Origin of the sequence: Acinetobacter bohemicus ANC 3994, from assembly GCF_000367925.1 — a bacterium.
Classification (GTDB): Bacteria; Pseudomonadota; Gammaproteobacteria; order Pseudomonadales; family Moraxellaceae; genus Acinetobacter; species Acinetobacter bohemicus.
The window spans coordinates 33,282-54,723 of the sequence record NZ_KB849167.1 but is presented as its reverse complement, the minus strand read 5'-3'; the positions used below and the strand labels follow the sequence as shown (position 1 = coordinate 54,723).

Below are 21,442 nucleotides of genomic sequence, written 5' to 3'. Positions count from 1 at the left end.
GTGCAGCAAGCGGTCTAGGTTAAACTGCAAAGAATACATAAATATAAAGCATGGAGGTGATTAATGCGGACACGTGTGGTTTTTAATCAAAAAGGTGGGGTCGGTAAATCTAGTATTACCGTGAATTTGGCAGCAATCAGTGCATATCAAGGTTTTAAGACCTTGTTAATTGATCTTGATCCACAAGCCAATTCTAGCCAGTATTTATTGGGTGATGATGCAACGTATTCGGCGGATAAACCCGCTTTAGAGCCGAATATTGAAAACTATTTTGAAGAAATGCTGGGCACAACACAAAGCAAAGGGCTTTTGAGCAACGCGATCGGTTCCATTTTAAAAAATCGTGCCAAAGGTTTACAAAGTTATGTGCACTCATCGCCTTTTAAAAATTTAGATGTGATTCCTGCAAGCCCAACTTTGGGTGCGCTGGCCTATGCTTTAGAATCGAAACATAAGATTTATAAATTACGTGATGCTTTACAACAGTTGGATGGAGAATATGAGCGGGTTTATATTGATACGCCGCCCGCATTTAACTTTTTTACCTTATCGGCTTTAATTGCTGCGGATCGTGTCTTGATTCCTTTTGATTGTGATGTTTTTTCAAAACGTGCTTTACAAACCTTGATTGAAAATGTCATCGAAACACAAGATGATCATAATGACCGCTTGGAAATTGAAGGCATTGTGGTTAATCAATTTCAAGCACAAGCAAAATTACCACGTGAAGTGGTACAACAACTTAAAGATGAAGGTTTACCTGTTTTAGCCAGTATGTTGCCGCCGTCAATTTTGATGAAGGAATCTCATTTTAAAAATCAGCCTCTCATTCATTTGGCTACTGATCATAAATTGACGCAAGCCTATCAATCATTGTTCAATGAAATTGAGCAAAATAAGATTTGAGATTTCCTATGAAAAAATTTTATGTCAGCCTATGTATGGCGAGTAGCGTTTTATTAGGCGCATGTGCGACCACAGTAAAACCGACTTATATCTCACCTACACAGTATCAAGCTTTGAACTGTCAACAATTACAAAGTGAATATAACCGTATTCAGCAATATGTCGATAATGGTGTGCAACCGGCTAAACGTACTGGCGTTGGTGTCGGTGTTGGATTAGGTGGTGGTTGGGGCAGTCATGGCGGCTGGGGCATTGGTCCAAGTGTTTCAGTGAACATGGGCCAGTCTTCTAATACGAAAAAGACTGAATTAGCACGTCTTTTAGGCGAGCAAGAAGCCGTGGTTCAAGCGGCTAAATTCAAAAATTGTCCGATTATTATTCGTAATAAAGCACAATAATCATCGTAATGATCACTCTGTTGTTGCGCTTTGAGGAGCAGCAGAGTGATAAAATATTAGCAAAATGTTTCAAACATATATTTTAAATATCAAAAGCTTAATTATTTGTAAGGTGATATTTAAACGCTTGAAGTCATGTTTTTTGATTGAAATACTTGTTACTTTTTATGACTTTCATATAAGGTGTGTCACTGTTTAATGGTGATGTCAGGTGTGTATGATTGAGAGTTGGCTTTTTGTATTGGCAGTGATTGCGGTTCTGATGATTCCCGGTCCGACCAATGCATTACTTGCAAGCTCGGCACATCAAAAAGGGCTGGCAAAAACCAGCCTTTTTATTCCAGCAGAGCTATTGGGTTATTTTTATGCCATTAATTTGTGGGCATTATTTATCCATTTATGTAGCCCAACGTGGCCACATTTAATCAACTTATTACATTTACTCAGTGCCCTTTATGTTTTCTGGTTGGCTTTTCATTTATGGAAAACATCCCATTTAGAAGAGCATAGTCAACGCTATCAATCTATTCGACCTCGCCAACTATTCTTTTCTACCTTAAAAAATCCGAAAGCCTTATTATTTGCTGCGGGCGTATTACCGCCTGAAACTTGGCATAATCCAAGCAATTTTATTTTCGTTTTTGCGGTCTTTGCTTTGGTGCTTTTACCAACCGTGATGTTTTGGATGTCTTTTGGCCGTGCGATTTTGGCCGGTCAATCGAAGCAAATAAAAGCCGATCTTTTATATAAAGGATCGGCCATGTTATTGCTGCTTTGTATGTTGCCCGTGGTGGTTCGGTTTTTTTAACGCTTATACCTTTTGTCACACCCGTAATTAGTGACTCTTTTTCAGCTTTTGACGAATGAAACCAATAATACCGGGAAGCACACTCAGAATAATAATGCCAAAAATAAGATGGGTAAAATTGTCTTTGACAATCGGCATATTGCCAAATAAATAGCCTAATGTAATAAATGAACCGACCCAGCAGATTGCACCAATCACATTAAAACTGAGAAAGAATTTGTAATTCATATTGCCAGCACCGGCCACGAATGGAGCGAAAGTGCGCGCGAAAGGCACAAAGCGGGCAAAAATAATGGTTTTACCGCCGTGTTTCTCAAAGAATTTTTGCGTGTAATGTAAATGTTTTTTATTAATAAAACGTGATTCCATTTCAAATACACGTGGTCCGATAAATTTACCAATATGATAATTCAGTGTGTCGCCGAGTACAGCAGCAGTAAACAGTAGCATCACCAGAATAAAGGGATCCATTACACCGGTTGAAGCAGCTAATGCACCTGCGGCAAATAATAAACTATCACCCGGTAAAAATGGCATGACCACTAAACCTGTTTCTACAAAAATAATTAAGAACAGAATGGCATAAATCCAGATGCCATAATTGGTGATAAATTCGAGTAAATGGTCATCAACATGCAATATAAAATCAATCAGTTCCATGGGGTCACAGACAGCGAAAATGTGCTGAAATCCTAGCAGTCTAAGGTATGAAAGTCAGTATAAAAACGTAAATAAATTCCAATTCAATCATTCTATATTTGCAACGATGTATCTACAAATCGCAGCTTTATCCAGCAAAAAATCGGCCTATGATGAATACATCATCTAAATAAAATATCGAATAGGTCACCTCATGTTAAATCCCAATGTTGTACTGAAAAATCTGCTCCAAGGCCCACAAACGGATGCTTTGATCAGTCTGCTTGCTCGTGTTCTGATGGCTTATATTTTTATTGTTGCAGGCTGGGGAAAAATCACGGCTTATAGTGCAACCGTTGGCTATATGGAGTCGATGGGTGTACCCAGCGTCATGCTGCCTTTCACCATTTTGGTTGAGTTTGGTGGTGGTTTGGCGTTGTTATTGGGTTTTCAAGCACGCTTTGCCGCATTGGGTTTAGCCGTATTTAGTTTAATCACGGCTTTTATTTTTCATCATGGTGCCGAAGATGCAATTAATTTTATGAAAAATATGGCCATGACCGGTGGGCTATTATTCTTGATGTTACACGGTGCGGGTAAATTTAGCCTAGATCATCATATTGAAAAATAATAGATTGATTTTTAGCGTTATAAAGGATGATTTTGTCTGGCTTCAATGGCCTTGAAATTACAAAAAGTCAGCGTACAGCGGGTTCAAATTTTGTTTAGATAAAATTTTAGCGCACTTTAGAATTAGGAAAATAAATATGCATAAAATTTTGATGGTTATTCTATTCACCGGTTCTATCTGTACAACGGTAAGCAGTTGGGCGGGTAAGGATGATCATATCATCATTCAAGAAGCGGCAAGCAATCAGGTGAAAGTGGCAGAGGTTAAACATTTAAAAGACGAAACTGCTGTCACTTTAAAGGGCACATTGTTGAAGCATCTCAATGAAGATCACTACGAATTTAGTGATGGTACAGGGGTCATTTTGCTGGATATCGATGATGATTTATGGAAAGCATCTCATATTAAAGCAGGTGATAAAGTGCAGGTCGTTGGGGAAGTCGATACGCATCGTTATAAGCCGACTGATATTGAAGTGGTTAAAATAGAAAAAGTGATAGATTGATTGCTATAGAGCGCCCGAAAATGGGCGCTTTTTTAGCGCTGAAATATAATGCAATCAATTGAATGTGCACCTTGGATGAATGGTGTGCGTCTAGCAGATAAAAATGATAGAATGTCGCGCTTATATTCGTTTGCCTGCATAGTGGTTTATCCATGACTACCAATACCCAAATTACTGAAGATCGCATCCTGATTTTGGATTTCGGTTCTCAATATAGTCAGCTTATTGCACGTCGTGTACGTGAAGCTGGTGTTTATTCTGAAATGTATGCCTATGACATGTCTGAAGAAGACATTCGTGCGTTTAATCCGAACGGTATCATCTTGTCTGGTGGCCCTGAAAGTGTGCATGAAGAAGGTAGTCCACGTGCGCCAGAAGTTGTGTTCAACTTAGGTGTACCTGTATTAGGTATTTGCTATGGTTTACAAACCATGTCGGAGCAGCTTGGCGGTAAAGTAGAGCCGGGCACAGTACATGAGTTTGGTTATGCAGCTGTCGATGTATTGGTTCGTGATCAGCTTTTGGGTGATCTAAATGATGCTGATCCTGAAAGTGGCAGTAACAAACTGAATGTTTGGATGAGCCACGGCGATAAAGTTTCTGCGATTCCGACAGGTTTCCAAGTGACTGCAAGCACGCCAAGCTGTCCATTTGCAGCAGTAAGCGATGAAAAACGTCGTTTCTACGGTGTACAGTTCCACCCAGAAGTGACCCATACTGCAAAAGGTGCTGAGTTATTATCTAACTTTGTACACAGCATTTGTGGATGTCGTAATCTTTGGAATTCTGAAAACATCATTGACCTCCGTGTTGAACAATTACGTCAACAAATTGGCGATCAAAAAGTACTTTTAGGTCTTTCAGGTGGTGTTGATTCATCAGTTGTTGCAGCACTTTTACACCGTGCGATTGGCGATCAGCTCACTTGCGTATTTGTAGACAACGGTTTACTTCGTTTGAACGAAGGCGAGCAAGTGATGGACATGTTTGCAAAAAACATGGGTATCCGTGTGATTCGTGCTGATGCTGAAGAGCGTTTCTTGACTGCGCTGAAAGGTGAAGTGGATCCTGAGAAAAAACGTAAAATCATTGGTCGTGAATTCATTGAAGTGTTTGCTGAAGAAGCACGTGGTTTGGATGGTGTAAACTTCCTTGCACAAGGGACTATTTACCCAGACGTGATTGAATCTGCTGCAACCAAAAATGGTAAAGCGCATGTGATTAAATCGCACCATAACGTGGGTGGTTTGCCAGAAGATTTAGCCTTTGAATTGGTTGAGCCAATTCGTGACTTGTTTAAAGATGAAGTACGTCGTTTAGGCACAACTTTAGGTTTACCGTTTGAAATGCTATATCGTCATCCATTCCCAGGTCCAGGTTTGGGCGTGCGTATTTTGGGTGAAGTGAAAAAAGAATATGCAGATATTTTACGTCTTGCTGATGATATTTTCATGCAAGAGCTTCGTGCCAGCGGTTGGTATGACAAAACTGCGCAAGCCTTCGCGGTGTTCCAACCAGTTAAATCTGTAGGTGTTGTAGGTGATGGTCGTCGTTATGCATGGGTGATTGCACTTCGTGCGGTTGAAACGGTTGACTTTATGACAGCACGTTTTGCACATCTTCCTTATGATTTGGTTGATAAAATTTCAACACGTATCATGAACGAAATTAAAGATGTTTCTCGTGTGGTGTATGACGTGTCGTCTAAGCCACCTGCTACGATTGAGTGGGAATAATTTTCTAAAGAAAATTATCTTTAAAAAAGAGCGCTTAGGCGCTCTTTTTTTATTTAAAAGCGTCAGAAAAGTTAATTAACGAAGAAGTAAGGTTCTAAGAGACTAAAGAGCTTTTTATTTAATGTTGCTGAGTGATATTTACCATTTTCTACCCATGATGCACTTTCAAGCCAATTAGTACTCTCTTGCACAATTTTTACTAAAGCATCATGGTCAATTAGACACCATCCTTTATCAATTGGAAAAGCTATATGTAAGTTTTTATTTATATACTTTTTATCAATCGTAATGCGGCTTTTTAGCTGGATTCGTAAGGTGTCTTTTCCATTTAAATGATATGCAAGAAAATCGGCACCATTCCAATCATCTGATAACTTTATACAATTGAATCCGTAGTCTGCTAAATATGCCGAGATTTTCTGGAAATTATAAATTTCTTTTTGCTTAGGGGATAATTCCGAATAGATAATTTTATTAAACATCAAGGAAAGCATCTAGTTGTAAGTGATTAAATTATATATCCATTTTTATGGTTTTAAATGCTCGGCGAAGACCGTTTAGGTTTAGATAAAATTTATATTCAAGCTAAACGTTGAGAAAATACCGTCGGACGCCCTGATATTCAACAATTCAAAGGTGCTTTGGCGGATCAAGTTGCGAAAAAAGGTGTATTTATTACAACTTCTAGTTTTAGTAAAGAAGCATTTGAATCTGCTAAAAAATCGGGAATTGTGTTCATTGACGGTGAGAAGCTCACATCATTGATGATTGAGTTTGGCTTAGGTGTTCAGATCGAACGTCGCTTCCATATCTACAAAATTGATCAGGATCGTTTTGACGAAGAAAATTTTTAGTTATTTATCCGTATAAATGGCGACTTGATTACGTCCATTTTTCTTGGCTTCATAGAGTGCAAGATCTGCATTTTTAATCAGTAAATTTAAATCGTTTTGCTGTGGTTGCATTTGAGCGATACCAATAGACACCGTAAAGTTAAAAAAGAATTTATTTTGAACACAAATTTGATGGTTTTCAATTTTTTTGCATAAGCGATCTGCAATAATAATTGCCTCATCCAGTGTGGTATTGGGCAGTAATGCAATAAATTCCTCACCGCCAAAACGAGCGAGCACATCGGTGTAGCGCATTTCTTGGCGAGAAATCTCGGCCAGTATACGAAGAACTTCATCTCCGACATCATGACCGTAGCTATCATTAATTTTTTTGAAAAAATCGATATCAAACATGAGTAAGCAGGCTAAATTATATTTAGGCCATTTTTGAATGGTTTTTTCAGCCACCTGCATAAATTGTCTACGATTATTGAGTTGGGTTAGTTCATCGGTATGAGCGAGTTGACATAAAGCGTAATAATTCCAATCGTTTAATAAAACCCGTAAAAAATTCCGTTTTGAATTTAAAGTATTATTCCAACTGATATACATACTGAGTAATAAAACAGGGGTATATGTGAATGAAAATATGATGGCTTCCTGAAAACTGACTAAGTTAAATACTCCTCCTAAAATAATTGCACTGGTGAGTAACGAGGTAAATATGGAATATCGAAAGGAGACCTGTATGCATAAATTGCCCAATAAAATAAAAATAACAGAAGCATAGATATAAGTATGAACCAGCGGACTTTGTGATAAATACAACAGGCCTAACCAGACGACCGCAGATATCGCGACATAAATAGGCAGTAAACTGTCTAAAATATTAATATTTTTACAGTAACGGAAGAAGAAGATATTAATGAATATTGCGCTTAGTACCAGACTGAGCCGTGATATGGCAGAAATTATGACGATTTCAGGTAATAAAAACCAATCTACAAAAAAATAGATTAAAAATGTAAGTTGGCCAATATAATTAACGTATTTTAAAAATTGGCGTTGGTGTTTATTTTGATAGTTTAAGTAATATTGCTGAAATTGTACTGGAATACGAGTGATTGGAGCATCTAACGCTTGTTCTATTATTTTTCGATTTTCCGCACTACATAGCTGCTCCGGTAAAATATAAGCAGCTTCATGATTGAATTTTTTTTCTCTAGGTGTTTTAAAATGATGACTATTTTTATCATTTTTGTCACGAGAGCTTTGTTGATCTCTCTTAAACATTTAAATCAGCCCTGTATGGGGTCTACCTAAAGAATCATATGCTGAACAATAAAGCTTGTATATAAGATAAATACTGAACGGTGAGTGCAATTGTGACAATTTTTTTTATATGTATAAAATTCATATGAATAAGAGATGAATATTCAATTGCATCAATCGGCAAAGGGTTGCTCATCAAGAAAAGTTTCAAAAATGATATTGTCCTATACATAGTATTCAGCGTATTAAGTGACTTATAGGCTGAGTTCGTAAGAGTCTATATGATGATAAGAATAGATGAAGACATTAAAAGCACGGTTTAGTCCGTAAGACTTAGGATAAAAATATGACCAATAGCAACTATACAGAGCTTTCTAACTCAGACGATTGTGAAAAATACGTGAATCAATTTATTCAGGAGTTCCCTTTGCGTAGTGCAGAAATTGGGCAGGGAACCATCATTAAACGTGCATTGCCGAGTCGCCACAAACGCTTAATTGGTGCATGGTGCTTTCTAGATCATGCGGGGCCAGTCACTTTTCCTCAAGGGGATGGCCTCGATGTTGGCCCACATCCGCATATGGGTTTACAAACCTTCACTTGGATGATTGAAGGCACCATGATGCATACCGATAGCTTAGGCACCAAACAATTGATTCGCCCGAAGCAGGTCAATTTGATGACCGCAGGTTATGGTATTTCGCATACTGAAGTTGCACCAGAAACTGAAACCCATATGCATGCTGCTCAGCTTTGGATTGCATTGCCTGATGATAAAATCAATATGGCACCGCGTTTTGACCATTATCCAGAACTTCCTGTGGTCGAAAAAGATCAGGTGGAATTCACCGTTTTGGTCGGTGAATTTTTAAAAACCAAATCGCCTGTCGCGGTGCATACCGAATTACTCGGTGTCGATTTAACAGCAAAAGAATCGACCAGCACACGACTTCAACTCAATCCAAAGTTTGAACATGGTTTTATGGCCTTGGATGGAACGGCTGTGGTCAATGGTCATGAATTGACTGAAGACAATATGGTGGTGTTAGAACCCGGTTTGACTGAAATTGAAATTCAGTTGCATGCTGGCAGCCGTATTTTATTGTTAGGCGGCGAACCCTTTGAGTCACCGATATTGCTCTGGTGGAATTTTGTCGGACGTACGCAGGAAGAGTTAAGCCTTGCCCGAGATCAATGGATTAATCAAGATCAACGCTTTGGTGATATTGCTGATTATCCAGGTCCAAGATTAGAAGCACCGGCATTCCCAGATAAAATGCGTGCATCGCGATAAAAATAAAATAGAGGATTCATGATTATGGCCATCATTGCAAATGCAGAAGTACGAACGCTTGCTGAACCTTGGTCGGGTGAGGTGAGCAGTGGCACACACCAATTTATTACCGATAAACCTGAGTCTTTTGGTGGACAAGATCAAGGGCCTGCACCTTATGATTTGATTTGTGCTGGGCTTATTTCTTGTACCATGATCACGCTACGCATGTATGCCAGCCATAAAGGGATCGAGTTGGGTGAATTTGCTGTTGAAGCCGATTTTTATGCCAATAAAGAAGGCAAAGAATGGATTGAACGTCGTTTATCTTTTGCACAGCCGCTACCTGAGGAACTGAAACAAAAAGTTTTAGAGATCAGCAGTAAAACGCCGGTGACCAAAACCTTGTTACGTAGCGTAGAGATAAAAACCGTACTTGTTGAATGACCCGATAGTAATGACATTTTGTGTAAAGCAGGGTGTCATTCTTTTAGAGCGATGCGTATAGTCAAAGCATAAAAATAGAGGTCAAAAAATGATTACATTACACCACTTAGATCAGTCACGTTCTTTTCGAATCTTATGGGCTTTAGAGGAATTGGAACTTGATTATCAAGTGCAGTTTTATCAGCGCTTACCGACTTTTGCTGCCCCCCCTGAATTAAAATTGGTGCATCCTTTGGCTAAAGCACCGGTATTAACCGATGAGGAGCAAACGATTGCGGAATCTGCGGTGATTTTACAGTATTTGCAAGAAAGCTATGATGTACGGCAGCAGTTTAAACCGCAGCATAAAGCAGAGCAGCAGCAGTATCGTTATTGGCTGCATTATGCCGAAGGTTCGTTAATGCCGTTATTGGTGATGCAATTGGTGATGAATAATGTACCCAAACATGTGCCATGGCTGATTAAGCCGATTGCAGAAAAAATAACAGTCGGGGTCAAGACTGGATTTATTCGCCCTCGTTTAAAAGATCATATTGAATATTTGGAAGATTATTTATCTAAGCATGAATATTTTGCGGGGACATTTTCTTTTGCGGATATTCAAATGTGGTTTCCATTAGACGCGCTACAATCCAGAACAACGGGTTCTTATCCAAATATCAAGGCATATCTACAACGTATTGCCCAACGTCCTGCTTTTCAACGTGCACGTGCTAAAGAACAAACTTTGGCTTAAATGATGGCTAGTGAATTTAAAAACAGGCACTAAAAGTGCTGATATCGTTAACTCATATGGTAGAGGCGTTCTTTCGGAAACACCACTTTAAAGGTTGAACCTTGATTTTCTTTCGATTCAATTTCTAAGTGCGCGCCGTGTTGCATGAGTACATGTTTGACAATCGCCAGACCTAAGCCGGTTCCGCCAGTTTGACGGCTACGTGCGCTATCGACACGATAGAAACGTTCGGTTAAACGGGGTAAATGTTTGGGGTCAATGCCAATGCCGGTATCTTCAACGGTAAAATAACCTTGTACCCCATCATCGTGCCAACCCATGGTAATGGTGCCCCCTTTGGGGGTGTATTTAATGGCATTGGTAATGAGGTTGCTAAACGCACTGGCAAGTTCCATATCCGAACCAATCAGGTCGCAATGACTGTCAATTTCGAGGTTCAGCGTATGCCCATAATCAACATTGTAGGCTTGCGCATCATCAAATAATTGGTTCATCAGACTAGGCATTTCAATAATTTGATTTTTGGCAATTTGTTTGTTGCTTTCTAAGCGGGACAGCAGCAGTAAGTCATTGACCAAGGCATTCATGCGTTTGGTCTGAGCCTGCATTTGGTCAAAGGCACGTTTCCAACGTGGGTTTAAATCTTCTTGATCGGTAAACGTTTCAATATAGCCACTGAGTACAGTCAGCGGTGTGCGTAATTCATGGGAAATATTATCGACGAAGTCTTTACGCATTTGTTCTAGGTTATGCATACGCGTTACGTCATAGGCCACCAATAAACGACTTTCCCCACCAAAACGGGTCATTTTCACTTGCACATAATGATCTTCAAAGGCTGAAGATTTCATTTTTAAGCCATCAGGTGCTTGGTCAATATGATTAAAATATTCAATAAAATTAGGCTGACGCAGGATAGTTAAAATATTACGCCCACGGTCTAAAGGTTGAATACCGAGCAATTTTTCCGCTGCTGGATTCCACCATTCAATTTGGTGTGATTCGTCAATTAACACCACGGCTTCTGCTAATGCCACCAGTGAGGATTGCGCACGATCAATTAAGCCGACCATTTCTGCTTGTACAATCCGTTCTTGGCGCTGTGCACGATAAACATTAAACAGCAATGCACCCCAAATGCCATCTAAATTAGGCGGCACATCATAAGGACGATTGGAAATCCATTCATTGACCAAATACAGTGAACGTAATTGCAGTACAAAAAAGATCGCAAACGCGATGAAAATTAAAATCCAAAAATACCCGATCCCGATACCAATTAAACTGGCTATCAGCAGTAAAAAGGCGAGTAGACGTAAATCTTGTTTCGCAAAAGTCCATAAACTACTGTAGCGAAATTTTTGATGTTCTCGTGTCAATTCTGGGACAGGGTATGGTTCATACATAAAACATGATTTACCTAAAAAACGACTAACCTAAAGCGATATCCGCACGGGTAGAAAAACGATAACCTGTGCCACGAACCGTTTGTACAAAGCGGTCTACGGCATACGGTTCGAGCACCTTGCGTAAACGTCGAATATGCACGTCAATTGTACGGTCTTCAATATATACGTTACCACCCCAAACTTGATCAAGCAATTGAGCACGCGTATAAGCACGTTCTGGGTGGGTCATAAAGAAGGCCAATAAACGATATTCGGTCGGGCCCATCTCTAAAATGTTCTGACCAAAACTGACCCGTTGACTGACTGGGTCAAGGATTAAGCCATTGGCATCAATGGTTTTTTCACCACTTAGGGCATTGGCACGACGTAACACCGCTTTAATGCGTGACACCAATTCTCGGGTAGAAAAAGGCTTGGTCATATAGTCATCTGCACCAGCATCGAGACCTTGAACTTTATGGTCTTCTTCACCGCGTGCGGTCAGCATAATCACTGGAATTTCGGTCAGGGTCTCGTCACGTTTTAAGCGGCGACACAAGTCAACGCCACTGATACCGCCCGGAAGCATCCAATCGAGTAAAATAAGTGCAGGGCGTTGATCCACAATCATTTGGTGCGCTTGTTTCGCATCTTCTGCTTGTAAGCATTGAAAGCCTGCCATGTCTAAAGAGGTATGAATCATCTCTCGAATGGGAAGTTCGTCATCGACGATTAAAATATAGTCATCTTTCACAACGCAATATCCTATTTGATGTTAACGGTGAACCGTTTTGTATTTATGACAGGCTTATTACAAAGATTAATTATGACAGTATCATTGCAGAAAAGGCTACTCTGCCCATTTTAGCAAATAAATGTGACAATTTTTATCTGATCATATCAAGATTTTAAAATAAATCAGTCATATAAATATAACAAATTCAAAGCTTTGAATATTTTTTGATATTGTTATGATCACGGATTTTCTTTTTTTAATATTTTTCCTTTTTCTGAAAAAGTATTCAGCAATGATAAAAAAACGATGCTACATGAGGATAAAACATCTTCCAGCGATTGTTTAAAGCCGCTGACCACCCAACGAATCGCAATTTGAGTCACATAACCATTAAGGCCTGTGGCAACGAAAGAAATTTCCCGTTCCGAGCGATCAATATGCGGCATCATCAGCATGACAAAAGCCTGAATCATCCGGTCAAAACGTAACATAGTTTCATGAATGGTGGCTTGGTTATGCAGTTCTTGAACCAGCATGGCATCAATATAAATAATCCGTGCCATCCGTGGATTATCTCTTAATGTGGTGAGTAAAGCAGTTAAACCGGCTTCAATCATTTTGCGTGGATCGCTGGATGCCTGCATGATGGCTTGCATGACATTGTGTTGCAATTGATCAATTAAGGTTAAAAAAATGGTTTGAAAAAGTTCGTCACTTTTCTTAAAAGATTCATAGAAATAGCGTTCAGTCAGTTTGGCTTCATTGCAAATATCTTTGACCGTGACCGCAAAAAAACCATGTGTACCATAGGCTTCAATGCCCGCTTCAATCAGTTTTTCACGACGTGCTTGTTTACGTTCAGTTAAAGATAAGCCTTTAAATTGACGTTCTTTGGTTTTTGACGCTTGCTTTTGTTTTTCTTGGAGATTGTCGTGTTGTTCAGTCATAAAGGTCGTGTGCCAAATTTACTCAAGGTTTGCGCTATGTTAACAATAATTTGTTCGTAGACCTATGCTGGAAATGGGCGGAGGGTCTTTATTCTGTTATTGATCTAATATTATATTGACAATGAGTATTGTCAAAATTATATTGGATGGATGAACTGCACATCACCACAGCAAAAAAATAACCAATCTGTTTGGGTTGATGATGCAGAAAGAATTGCATAAGGATGAGTCATGAAAAATTTTAAAAATAAAGTTGCAGCAATTACAGGTGCAGGTTCCGGTATTGGGCAGCAATTGGCTGTTCTTTTGGCGAAACAAGGGTGTCATTTGTCATTGAGTGATGTCAATGCACAAGGTTTAGCACAAACCGTTGAATTACTAGAAAAAAGTAATGTTCGTGTCACAACGCAAAAGTTAGATGTTGCTGACCGTGATGCAATGAAGCTTTGGGCTGCTGACACGGTACAGCATCATGGTTCAGTCAACATGATTTTTAACAATGCAGGTGTTGCACTGGGTTCAACCGTCGAAGGGGCTTCTTATGAAGAACTGGAGTGGATTGTGAATATTAACTTTTGGGGGGTGGTCTATGGCACCAAAGAGTTTTTACCGCTGATCAAAAAATCGGGTGAAGGGCATGTGATTAATATTTCCAGTCTTTTTGGTTTAACTGCTCAGCCGACGCAGTCTGCCTATAATGCGACCAAGTTTGCGGTGCGGGGTTTTACTGAATCATTACGTCAAGAACTAGATATTGAAAATTGTGGCGTGAGTGCGCTGTGTGTTCATCCGGGGGGAATTCGGACCAATATTGCCAATGCAGCAAAAATGAATGACAGCTTAAGAGCACTGGGGATGAATCCTGAAAAATCGGCGAAGACTTTCAATAAATTATTGCGTTGTCCACCTGAAGAAGCAGCACGCCAAATTTTGGATGCTGTGCAAAAAGATAAGCGTCGTTTATTGATTGGTAACGATGCAAAAACCTTGGATTTAATTCAACGTGTTTTACCGACGGGGTATCAAAAAGTAACCGCGATGGCAACGACATGGAGTAAGCGTTTTAAATAAAAAATTATTTAAAAAATGGCTATTTGAACTGTATTTTTAAATTTGAGTCGCTATTTGAGTCAATTTTGAAGGACTGACTCTTGTATTTTACAGAGGCAGTCCTTTTAATTTGCAGCAAAGAAAGAGTGATATCTGAGCGCAATAACAATGTTATCAAACTTGGTTTTTATTGAGAAATATAAACTTAAATCAACGCTTGAATGGTTTTTCTTTTCCAGACCAATTGATAATACAGACCTTGCAGAATACATAAGCAGACAAATGCCAAAGCATAAGCATACCAAATGCCTTGCAATCCCCACCATTGACTAAATAAATAGGCACATGGTACTTCAATGGCAATAATAGCGAAGATGTTAATGATCATCGGCACAGTGACCGTCCCGCTAGCACGCATGATTGAGGCAAAAATCGAACTAGCACCAAAGAACAGAATTGACCACAACACGATAAACAATAACTGTTGACCCAGCGCCACGACATTAGGGTCGGTAATGAACAATGCCATCAAATATTTAGAAAATAGATAAGCCAAAGTGACCAAGCTGCCTGTCACCAAAATATTCATAGCCAGTGCAGTACGCGTCACTTTTGCGAGTAAATCCGATTTTCCTGCACCAATGGCTTGCGCTGCAAAAATTGAGGCAGCAATCGAAATAGACAGGGCTGGGAATTGAATATAATTCAACACCTGATTGACGGCACCATAAGCTGCCGTTGCGTTTGAGCCATAATGATTGACTAAGCCGACAATCACTAAACCTGCAACTGAAGTGGTCACCATTTGGATGCCTGTTGGAATCCCCAAACGCAGTACGATTTTACTCAGTTCGGGATGATGGCGAATATGACTCAACAGCAGACGGTTAGGTTTAAGCGGATGATCTTTTTTATTTAAATACACAAACAAAAAAACCAGTACGGCAAAGTAACCGACAATCGTGGCAATTGCGGGTGCAATAATGCCCATTTTTGGAAAGCCAAAATAACCTGCAATTAGCACAGGGGTAATCAATAAACCAATTAAAATGGTCATCCCTGAAACAATCAGCGGTGTGGTGCTGTCACCGACACCGCGTAAAATAGAGGTATAAATAATATAAAGAAACAGTAATGGGCTTCCTGCCAGCATCCACTGAACATAGGGCAATGACAAGTGCATCACATCTGGATCTGTGCCTAACGCCAGCAAAATATGTTTGGCAAACACCACACCTAACAACGCAATAATACTGCCGCCAATTAAAGTCATAAATAGCGTCGAGCCAACGACACAGCGGACTTTTTCAATATTTTGTGCGCCCCACGCTTGCCCGACCAAGACCGTTGCACCTGCGGAGAGTCCAATCACAAAAGCCATCAGGAAAAATAAAATGGGAAAGAACACCGCCACGGCAGCGATGGCATTGACGCCCATCATTTGTCCGACAAAAATGGTATTAATCGTCCCTGACAGATTTTGCAGAATATTAGTCGCAATCAAGGGCATGAGAAAAATAAAAAATGTTTTCCATAAATTATGTTGATTAACCATCGGCTGGTTTTTAGGCATTGAACGTCCTGTAAGTATATTTTTATCATTTTGCAGATTTAAACTTACACTACCTGAGTTGGTTAAAAAAAGCCTTAGCTTTTAGGTAACTAAGGCGAAAATTTATCCAGTAATAATGCCTTTAAACTGCGGACAAAATGGCAGAGGCTTGTTCGAGCGTTTCATCTTTTTTAGCAAAACAAAAACGGATTAAACGTAAATTTTCGGGCGCTTGTTGATAAAAAACCGAAATCGGAATGGCGACAATGCCATGCTGTTCGGCCAGAAAGGTACATATCTCCACATCGTTTAAATCGGGGCGAATCGCACTATAATTTAAATTCTGAAAATAGGTGCCTTGCGAGGGAGTAAATTGAAAGCGTGAATTTTTTAGACCTGAATTAAACAGATCGCGTTTTTGCTGATAGAAGCCTGCTAATTCTTCAATATGTTCAGGATGCTGCTGCATAAAAGTTGCCAATGCCATTTGCACAGGGGTGACCGCGCAAAAACTGGCAAATTGATAAACCTGTCGAAACATTTTCATCAGCTCAGGGGCAGCAATGCAATAACCTGTTTTCCAGCCCGTGACATGGAAGGTTTTACCAAAGGAACCCACCACAATACTGCGATCACGTAATTCAGCAAAGGACAGGGCTGAATAGTGTTTTTGACCATCAAAAATGAGATGTTCATAGACTTCATCGGACAGCAGCACAATATTTTTATCACGAATCAATTCAATTAAATTTAGCCAGTCTTGATGTGACCAAATCGCACCTGTTGGGTTATGTGGGGTATTGATAATGATCATTCGGGTTTTGTCATTGATTGCGTCTTTAACTTGATTCCAGTCCACCGAAAAATCTGCCGGCGTTAAGGTAATATGGACGGCTTTTCCACCAACCAATTGCACACTTGGCGCATAACTGTCATAGCTGGGGTCAAAAATAATCACTTCATCATCAGTAGCAATGAGTGCTTGAATGGCTGCAAAAATGGCAATCGTTGCCCCAGGGGTAATGGTAATTTCAGTCAAGGGATCAATCATGAGTTGATCGCGCTTTAAAAACTGCTGTGCCAATTGTTCACGCAGTGCAATCAGCCCATCGCCTGAAGCATATTGATTAAATCCATCCAACGTGGCTTGGCTGAGGGCGTTGAGTAGCGCAGGTGGAGCAGCAAAGTCTGGAAAACCTTGCGATAGGTTTAAAGCATTTAAGCGCTGTGCCATGGCGGACATCACGCTGAAAATGGTGACCCCTTGTGCAGGTAGTTTGGAATGGAGCTGAAGCATGACCCGAACTCTTTTAATGTATTTTGATCATTTTTGAGTGTACCAGTAACCTCGTAGCAGAAAAATAAGCCTGTAAATTTAATATCTTAATTTTAAAGTTGATGCATAAATTTAACCGAATTTATGTTTTGGCTAAAATTAAGCAAAAATTAAGCAAAAATTAACTAGACTAAAAAAACAACATTTTCTAGAATGCAGCCACTAATTAAAATAATACCCTTACAACAATAAATTATGATGCTAAAAACAATCCATGCTGTTATGGATGCTATGGGCTTAAGTTTGCAAAAGCGCGCCCTGCATATCCATTTTTCCAATCAATTACTCAATCCTCAAGTCTTGATTCAAAGAATTGAAGGCGAGCATCGTATCAATCAGGGACTCAAAGCTGAGCTGATTTGCTTATCGAGTAATGCATATATTCCACTGAAACAATTTATTGGCGCCCAAGTGGCCGTCGATCAAGTCACGGATTTAGGTGAACTGTACCGAATCACAGGCATTATTACGGGGGCGAGCCAAGGGCAAAGTGATGGTGCATTCACCTTATATAAATTGACCCTTGAAGATGCCACTGCACTTTGGCACAAACGCCGTAATAGTCGCGTGTTTATGAACAAAACTGTGCCTGAGATTAGTGAAATTTTATTTAAAGAATGGCAAAGTAAGAGTGCATTATTCGCAGCAAGCTTAAGTTTAAATGTGCAGGGCTTAAGCCAAGAATATGACGTGCGTCCTTTTGTCATGCAAGCCAATGAAACCGATTATGCGTTTTTAACACGACTCTGGCGCAGTGAAGGGATCAATTGGCTAATTGATGAAGCTGAGCATATGGTGATGACTTCAGCGGCAGCGATTCAAGCACAAAAATTACGTTTAATTGATGATCATCAACCATATCGTGCTTTAAGCCGGAGGTGCATTCGTTTCCATCGCAGTCATGCCACAGAACGTTTAGATAGCATCACCAGTTTTACTGGACAGCGTTATTTACAATCAACGTCGATACAGACGCAGCGTTGGCAAGCCAATCGCCTATCTCAGGATCAAAGCAATAGTCTACTGACCCATCATCAGCATAGTGATGTCCAAGACAATGAAAGCTTAAGTTTGGAACAGGCTTGGAGTATCAGCCCGGCGTGGACAGCTGATTTAACGAGGGCAGATCAAAGCACGGCTTCAGGCAGTCAGCAATTAGACAAGCTCAATCAAAGACTGTCGCAATATCAGAACTTACACTCCAAATATTTTACGGCCAAGAGTAGTGTACGTGATGCACAGGTCGGTTATTGGTTTGAATTGATCGATCATCCTGAAATTGATTCACATTCAGGTTCAGACAAAGAGTTTCTGATTTTAGGTAAAACTTTTTATAACCAAAATAATTTGCCCAAAGATATTTTACAGCAATTCGATAGCCTATTCAGTTTAAGCCATTGGCAACATCAAGGGGATGAACGACAAGCTAATGAGTTGTATGTGGTGCGCCGTACAATTGCCGTTGTGCCTGAATATCAGCCTTTACAGCATCGTCCAGCAGCCTATCCACAACGTGCCAAAGTGGTTGGGCCTGAAGGTGAAACGATTCATGTCGATGCTTGGGGGCGAATTAAAGTGCGCTTTATGTTTACTCGTGCCGATGACCATACACATGATGGCGGTGCGGGAAGCAATGACAATGATGCCGATTCAGCTTGGGTGGATGTGTTGACCCCTTGGGCCGGTGAAGGCTATGGAGCAAGATTTCATCCACGGATTGGTGAAATTGTGGTGATCGATTTCTTTGAAGGTGATGTTGATCGACCCTTTGTGGTGGGGCGTATCCATGAAGCTGAACGACACCAGACCATGTTTGATATTAAAGGACAGTTACCCGATACTAAAAAACTCAGTGGTATTCGTTCACAAGAGGTTAGTGGTTCGGGGTTTAACCAGCTGCGTTTTGATGATACGACGGGACAAATTAGTACCCAATTGCAGAGTAGCCATGGCGCGAGTCAGCTTAATTTGGGTCATTTAAGTCATCCTAAAACTGCCGAGACCAGTGTTGGTCGAGGAGAAGGATTTGAACTCAGAACAGATCAGTATGGTGCTGTTCGGGCGGGTAAAGGGATGCTCATCAGTACCTATGCTCAGGAACAAGCCATTGCAGATCATTTAGATGCAGCACAAGCACAGTCTTTACTCACCCAAGGTCACGAAAGCATGAAGATGCTCAGTGAAATTGCGGTTAAACAGCAAACCGATGCACTCAATGTGATTGGTCGCTTGCCGAAATTGATTCAATCTTTGGAACTCAAAAGTACCAGTCAAGCCTTGAATACCACGTTGAATTTATTTAAACAGAGTGTGGGTCGTGATCCATTGAACGCTTTAAAAGATTGTGCTGGCTTTATTCAGGATATGGGGCAGTTTGCCGAACAGGGCAAAGGCATTGTGGATGAATTTAATCATTTCTTCACCGATGCAAAAGAAGCGGTCGAAAACTTAAAAGAATTTATTGAAAATGTCGAAGAACATGGTTCTGAGCTGATCAAAGGCAAGCTTGCGAGTATTAAAGACCATATTGAATCGAACCCTTTGGGTAGTTTACAAGAAGTGAGCAAAGTGCTGGCGAATGTGGATATCAAAGATTTCGATATCATGAGTACTTGTGGCACGTTCAGTAAGGGAAATAAGCTAGAAATAGCACCCAATAAGGCATTCAGTTCATTACAAGGCTTTATGGAAGGTTATACCCAAGGTTTAGAAAGTAGTCGTGATACTGGAAAACAAGAACAAGGAAAATTGTTTAGACAAGCACTGCTGTTATTGGCTTCACCGAATGGTATTGCTTTAACCACACCTGAAGACATTATTTTACAAGCCTCGCAAGATATTGCGACGAGTGCACAAGGTTCAATGAATTTAAGTGCGCAGAAAAATATTGTGGCACATGCTCAAGAGAAGATTAGTTTATTTGCAGCGCAGAAAGGACTCCGAGCCTTTGCTGCGAAAGGTAAGATCGAACTTCAAGCTCAGGATGATGCGATTGAAGCGATTGCACGCAAAGTCATCAAGTTGATTTCTACTGAAGAAAAAATTGAAATAACCAGTCCTAAAGAAATTGTACTGACTGCTGGTGGTTCTCAGATCAAAATTAATGCTCAGGGTATTTTTACTACGACAGGTGGGAAGTTTGAGAGTAAAGCAGGGCAGCATAGTTTTGTGGGAGGAGCAACTGTAAATGCAGAGTTACCAAATATCCCAACAAATAAAAATTATAGTAATAAGTTAGATTTATATCATTTATTTGTGGGAGAAAAATTTCTAAATATTGAATATCAATATTTAGATAAAAATACCAATACATATATCACTGGAAATTTGGATGAAGATGGTCAAACACAGGACTATTTTTCAGATGTGCAAAAAGAATTTGATATTTTGGTTGGTTATAATTCTTCCGAATGGTTGAGTGATGATGATTTAAGTTTTGATCATGTAGAAGAAAAAGATATATAAATTAGATGGATAAAATAATTATGAAAGGTACTGTATCATTTCAATTTGTGGATTTGTTATTTAATCCTATATCAAATTTAGAACATAAAGTTGAGGATATTAAAGGAAAAACAATAGCTGCTGGGCTAAGTAATAATAGTGGAAAATCAGTAGTAATTAGTCGAGATTTAGGTACTTGTCTCAAGGTTTTTGTGAAAAAACTAAATGGTGAATATAAGTATGTAGGTATCTATTTTCTTTATAAAGATAGAGATGTTAAAGTTTTTCGAAGTCCAAAAATCTTAATCAAAAAGTTACAAAGATATGAAAAAAAGACTGAAGATGGAAATGTTAAGCCTTTAACTTATATAATTAAAGATAAGGATACATTATTTGATATAGCAAAAAAGTATCATACGACAGTTGCACTATTATGTGGTCTTAATAAAATAAAAGATGCAAATAGAATATATAAGGGACAAAAAATACAAGTTCACCCTAATTACAAAGCATCGGGAGGAAATGCTTCACATAATATAATCAATACCAATAGTCTTAATAATTCAGAAATATATAAAGTAAAATTGGGGGATACATTAACTGGAATATCTGTTAAAACAGCTATTCCAGTTAGTGAATTACAACGAATAAATAATCTTTTTAGTATTAATAAAATATATGTTGGTCAAGTATTAAGATTAAATCATAATACACCTTCGACACCTTCGACACCTTCGACACCTTCGACACCTTCGACACCTTCGACACCTTCGACACCTTCGACACCTTCGACACCTTCGACACC

Annotated in this window: 20 protein-coding genes and 1 pseudogene; 13 read left to right on the top strand and 8 right to left on the bottom strand. The window is 39.5% G+C overall.

What is annotated here, in order from left to right:
* Positions 1-63 precede the first annotated feature (63 nt).
* The 3 genes from F994_RS07260 (at position 64) to F994_RS07250 (ending at position 2,112) form a co-directional block, all read left to right on the top strand.
* Positions 64-906 (top strand): ParA family protein, encoded by an 843-nt coding sequence (locus tag F994_RS07260; RefSeq protein ID WP_004649608.1) that lies wholly within the window; start codon positions 64-66, stop codon positions 904-906.
* 8 nt (positions 907-914) lie between these two features.
* Positions 915-1,304 (top strand): hypothetical protein, encoded by a 390-nt coding sequence (locus F994_RS07255; protein ID WP_004649606.1) that lies wholly within the window; start codon positions 915-917, stop codon positions 1,302-1,304.
* A 217-nt stretch (positions 1,305-1,521) separates the two neighbouring features.
* The gene (locus tag F994_RS07250) at positions 1,522-2,112 is read left to right on the top strand and encodes a LysE family translocator (RefSeq protein WP_004649605.1); all 591 of its coding nucleotides are present in this window, start codon (positions 1,522-1,524) and stop codon (positions 2,110-2,112) included.
* Between the two features lie 27 nt (positions 2,113-2,139).
* On the opposite strand, the gene F994_RS07245 is transcribed toward F994_RS07250, so the two are convergent.
* Complete coding sequence (locus F994_RS07245) at positions 2,140-2,772, bottom strand: DedA family protein (RefSeq protein WP_004649604.1); 633 nt, start codon at positions 2,770-2,772, stop codon at positions 2,140-2,142.
* A gap of 193 nt (positions 2,773-2,965) precedes the next feature.
* On the opposite strand from F994_RS07245, the gene F994_RS07240 reads away from it, so the two are divergent.
* The 3 genes from F994_RS07240 (at position 2,966) to guaA (ending at position 5,623) form a co-directional block, all read left to right on the top strand.
* Complete coding sequence (locus F994_RS07240; protein WP_004649603.1) at positions 2,966-3,382, top strand: DoxX family protein; 417 nt, start codon at positions 2,966-2,968, stop codon at positions 3,380-3,382.
* Positions 3,383-3,518: 136 nt separating this feature from the next.
* Positions 3,519-3,887: a NirD/YgiW/YdeI family stress tolerance protein gene (locus F994_RS07235; RefSeq protein WP_004649602.1), complete on the top strand. Its 369-nt coding sequence runs from the start codon at positions 3,519-3,521 to the stop codon at positions 3,885-3,887.
* A gap of 152 nt (positions 3,888-4,039) precedes the next feature.
* Positions 4,040-5,623, top strand: a complete 1,584-nt coding sequence (gene guaA / locus F994_RS07230) for a glutamine-hydrolyzing GMP synthase (RefSeq protein WP_004649601.1) — start codon at positions 4,040-4,042, stop codon at positions 5,621-5,623.
* Between the two features lie 71 nt (positions 5,624-5,694).
* Here guaA and F994_RS07225 read toward each other — a convergent pair whose 3' ends face one another.
* Positions 5,695-6,105, bottom strand: a complete 411-nt coding sequence (locus F994_RS07225; RefSeq protein ID WP_154649949.1) for a hypothetical protein — start codon at positions 6,103-6,105, stop codon at positions 5,695-5,697.
* A 57-nt stretch (positions 6,106-6,162) separates the two neighbouring features.
* On the opposite strand from F994_RS07225, the pseudogene F994_RS07220 reads away from it, so the two are divergent.
* Positions 6,163-6,477 (top strand): annotated as a pseudogene (locus tag F994_RS07220) (restriction endonuclease); the annotation flags it as partial.
* Here the strand turns inward: F994_RS07220 and F994_RS07215 are convergent.
* Entirely contained in the window at positions 6,478-7,749 is a 1,272-nt protein-coding gene (locus F994_RS07215) for a GGDEF domain-containing protein (protein ID WP_004649597.1), read from the bottom strand. It lies immediately after the preceding pseudogene.
* Between the two features lie 325 nt (positions 7,750-8,074).
* On the opposite strand from F994_RS07215, the gene F994_RS07210 reads away from it, so the two are divergent.
* The 3 genes from F994_RS07210 (at position 8,075) to F994_RS07200 (ending at position 10,184) form a co-directional block, all read left to right on the top strand.
* Positions 8,075-9,022: a pirin family protein gene (locus tag F994_RS07210; RefSeq protein WP_004649596.1), complete on the top strand. Its 948-nt coding sequence runs from the start codon at positions 8,075-8,077 to the stop codon at positions 9,020-9,022.
* Positions 9,023-9,046: 24 nt separating this feature from the next.
* Positions 9,047-9,448: an OsmC family protein gene (locus F994_RS07205; RefSeq protein ID WP_004649595.1), complete on the top strand. Its 402-nt coding sequence runs from the start codon at positions 9,047-9,049 to the stop codon at positions 9,446-9,448.
* A gap of 88 nt (positions 9,449-9,536) precedes the next feature.
* Positions 9,537-10,184: a glutathione S-transferase family protein gene (locus F994_RS07200; RefSeq protein WP_004649594.1), complete on the top strand. Its 648-nt coding sequence runs from the start codon at positions 9,537-9,539 to the stop codon at positions 10,182-10,184.
* A gap of 47 nt (positions 10,185-10,231) precedes the next feature.
* On the opposite strand, the gene phoR is transcribed toward F994_RS07200, so the two are convergent.
* From phoR to F994_RS07185, 3 genes are all read right to left on the bottom strand, one after another.
* A complete protein-coding gene (gene phoR / locus F994_RS07195) occupies positions 10,232-11,590 on the bottom strand; it encodes a phosphate regulon sensor histidine kinase PhoR (protein WP_004649593.1) in 1,359 nt (452 codons plus the stop codon).
* A gap of 25 nt (positions 11,591-11,615) precedes the next feature.
* Positions 11,616-12,326, bottom strand: coding sequence for a phosphate regulon transcriptional regulator PhoB (gene phoB, locus F994_RS07190; RefSeq protein WP_004649592.1), 711 nt, complete (start codon positions 12,324-12,326; stop codon positions 11,616-11,618).
* A gap of 221 nt (positions 12,327-12,547) precedes the next feature.
* Entirely contained in the window at positions 12,548-13,255 is a 708-nt protein-coding gene (locus F994_RS07185) for a TetR/AcrR family transcriptional regulator (protein WP_004649591.1), read from the bottom strand.
* 231 nt (positions 13,256-13,486) lie between these two features.
* Here F994_RS07185 and F994_RS07180 point away from each other — a divergent pair, with 231 nt between their 5' ends.
* On the top strand, positions 13,487-14,326 hold the full coding sequence (locus tag F994_RS07180; RefSeq protein ID WP_004649590.1) for an SDR family NAD(P)-dependent oxidoreductase: 840 nt from the start codon (positions 13,487-13,489) through the stop codon (positions 14,324-14,326).
* 184 nt (positions 14,327-14,510) lie between these two features.
* On the opposite strand, the gene F994_RS07175 is transcribed toward F994_RS07180, so the two are convergent.
* Both F994_RS07175 and F994_RS07170 read right to left on the bottom strand, forming a co-directional pair.
* Positions 14,511-15,878: an MATE family efflux transporter gene (locus tag F994_RS07175; RefSeq protein ID WP_004649589.1), complete on the bottom strand. Its 1,368-nt coding sequence runs from the start codon at positions 15,876-15,878 to the stop codon at positions 14,511-14,513.
* A gap of 121 nt (positions 15,879-15,999) precedes the next feature.
* Positions 16,000-17,154, bottom strand: coding sequence for a methionine aminotransferase (locus F994_RS07170; protein WP_004649588.1), 1,155 nt, complete (start codon positions 17,152-17,154; stop codon positions 16,000-16,002).
* Between the two features lie 237 nt (positions 17,155-17,391).
* Between F994_RS07170 and F994_RS07165 the strand changes: the two genes are divergently transcribed.
* Positions 17,392-20,658 carry a type VI secretion system Vgr family protein gene (locus tag F994_RS07165; RefSeq protein ID WP_034696909.1) on the top strand — a complete coding sequence of 1,089 codons (3,267 nt, stop codon included), beginning with the start codon at positions 17,392-17,394 and terminating at the stop codon, positions 20,656-20,658.
* Between the two features lie 20 nt (positions 20,659-20,678).
* Positions 20,679-21,442, top strand: a 764-nt coding sequence (locus F994_RS17610; protein ID WP_004649585.1) for a LysM peptidoglycan-binding domain-containing protein, incomplete at its 3' end; no start/stop codon positions are given.

Bases quoted from the DNA above. Each gene is read 5' to 3' on its own strand.
- F994_RS07215 (WP_004649597.1), bottom strand. From the start codon at position 7,749: ATGTTTAAGAGAGATCAACAAAGCTCTCGTGACAAAAATGATAAAAAT.
- F994_RS07250 (WP_004649605.1), top strand. From the start codon at position 1,522: ATGATTGAGAGTTGGCTTTTTGTATTGGCAGTGATTGCGGTTCTGATG.
- F994_RS07200 (WP_004649594.1), top strand. From the start codon at position 9,537: ATGATTACATTACACCACTTAGATCAGTCACGTTCTTTTCGAATCTTA.
- F994_RS07165 (WP_034696909.1), top strand. From the start codon at position 17,392: ATGCTAAAAACAATCCATGCTGTTATGGATGCTATGGGCTTAAGTTTG.
- F994_RS07240 (WP_004649603.1), top strand. From the start codon at position 2,966: ATGTTAAATCCCAATGTTGTACTGAAAAATCTGCTCCAAGGCCCACAA.
- F994_RS07210 (WP_004649596.1), top strand. From the start codon at position 8,075: ATGACCAATAGCAACTATACAGAGCTTTCTAACTCAGACGATTGTGAA.
- F994_RS07175 (WP_004649589.1), bottom strand. From the start codon at position 15,878: ATGCCTAAAAACCAGCCGATGGTTAATCAACATAATTTATGGAAAACA.
- F994_RS07245 (WP_004649604.1), bottom strand. From the start codon at position 2,772: ATGGAACTGATTGATTTTATATTGCATGTTGATGACCATTTACTCGAA.
- F994_RS07170 (WP_004649588.1), bottom strand. From the start codon at position 17,154: ATGCTTCAGCTCCATTCCAAACTACCTGCACAAGGGGTCACCATTTTC.
- F994_RS07225 (WP_154649949.1), bottom strand. From the start codon at position 6,105: ATGTTTAATAAAATTATCTATTCGGAATTATCCCCTAAGCAAAAAGAA.
- F994_RS07255 (WP_004649606.1), top strand. From the start codon at position 915: ATGAAAAAATTTTATGTCAGCCTATGTATGGCGAGTAGCGTTTTATTA.
- F994_RS07235 (WP_004649602.1), top strand. From the start codon at position 3,519: ATGCATAAAATTTTGATGGTTATTCTATTCACCGGTTCTATCTGTACA.
- F994_RS07185 (WP_004649591.1), bottom strand. From the start codon at position 13,255: ATGACTGAACAACACGACAATCTCCAAGAAAAACAAAAGCAAGCGTCA.
- F994_RS07205 (WP_004649595.1), top strand. From the start codon at position 9,047: ATGGCCATCATTGCAAATGCAGAAGTACGAACGCTTGCTGAACCTTGG.
- F994_RS07180 (WP_004649590.1), top strand. From the start codon at position 13,487: ATGAAAAATTTTAAAAATAAAGTTGCAGCAATTACAGGTGCAGGTTCC.
- guaA (WP_004649601.1), top strand. From the start codon at position 4,040: ATGACTACCAATACCCAAATTACTGAAGATCGCATCCTGATTTTGGAT.
- phoR (WP_004649593.1), bottom strand. From the start codon at position 11,590: ATGTATGAACCATACCCTGTCCCAGAATTGACACGAGAACATCAAAAA.
- F994_RS07260 (WP_004649608.1), top strand. From the start codon at position 64: ATGCGGACACGTGTGGTTTTTAATCAAAAAGGTGGGGTCGGTAAATCT.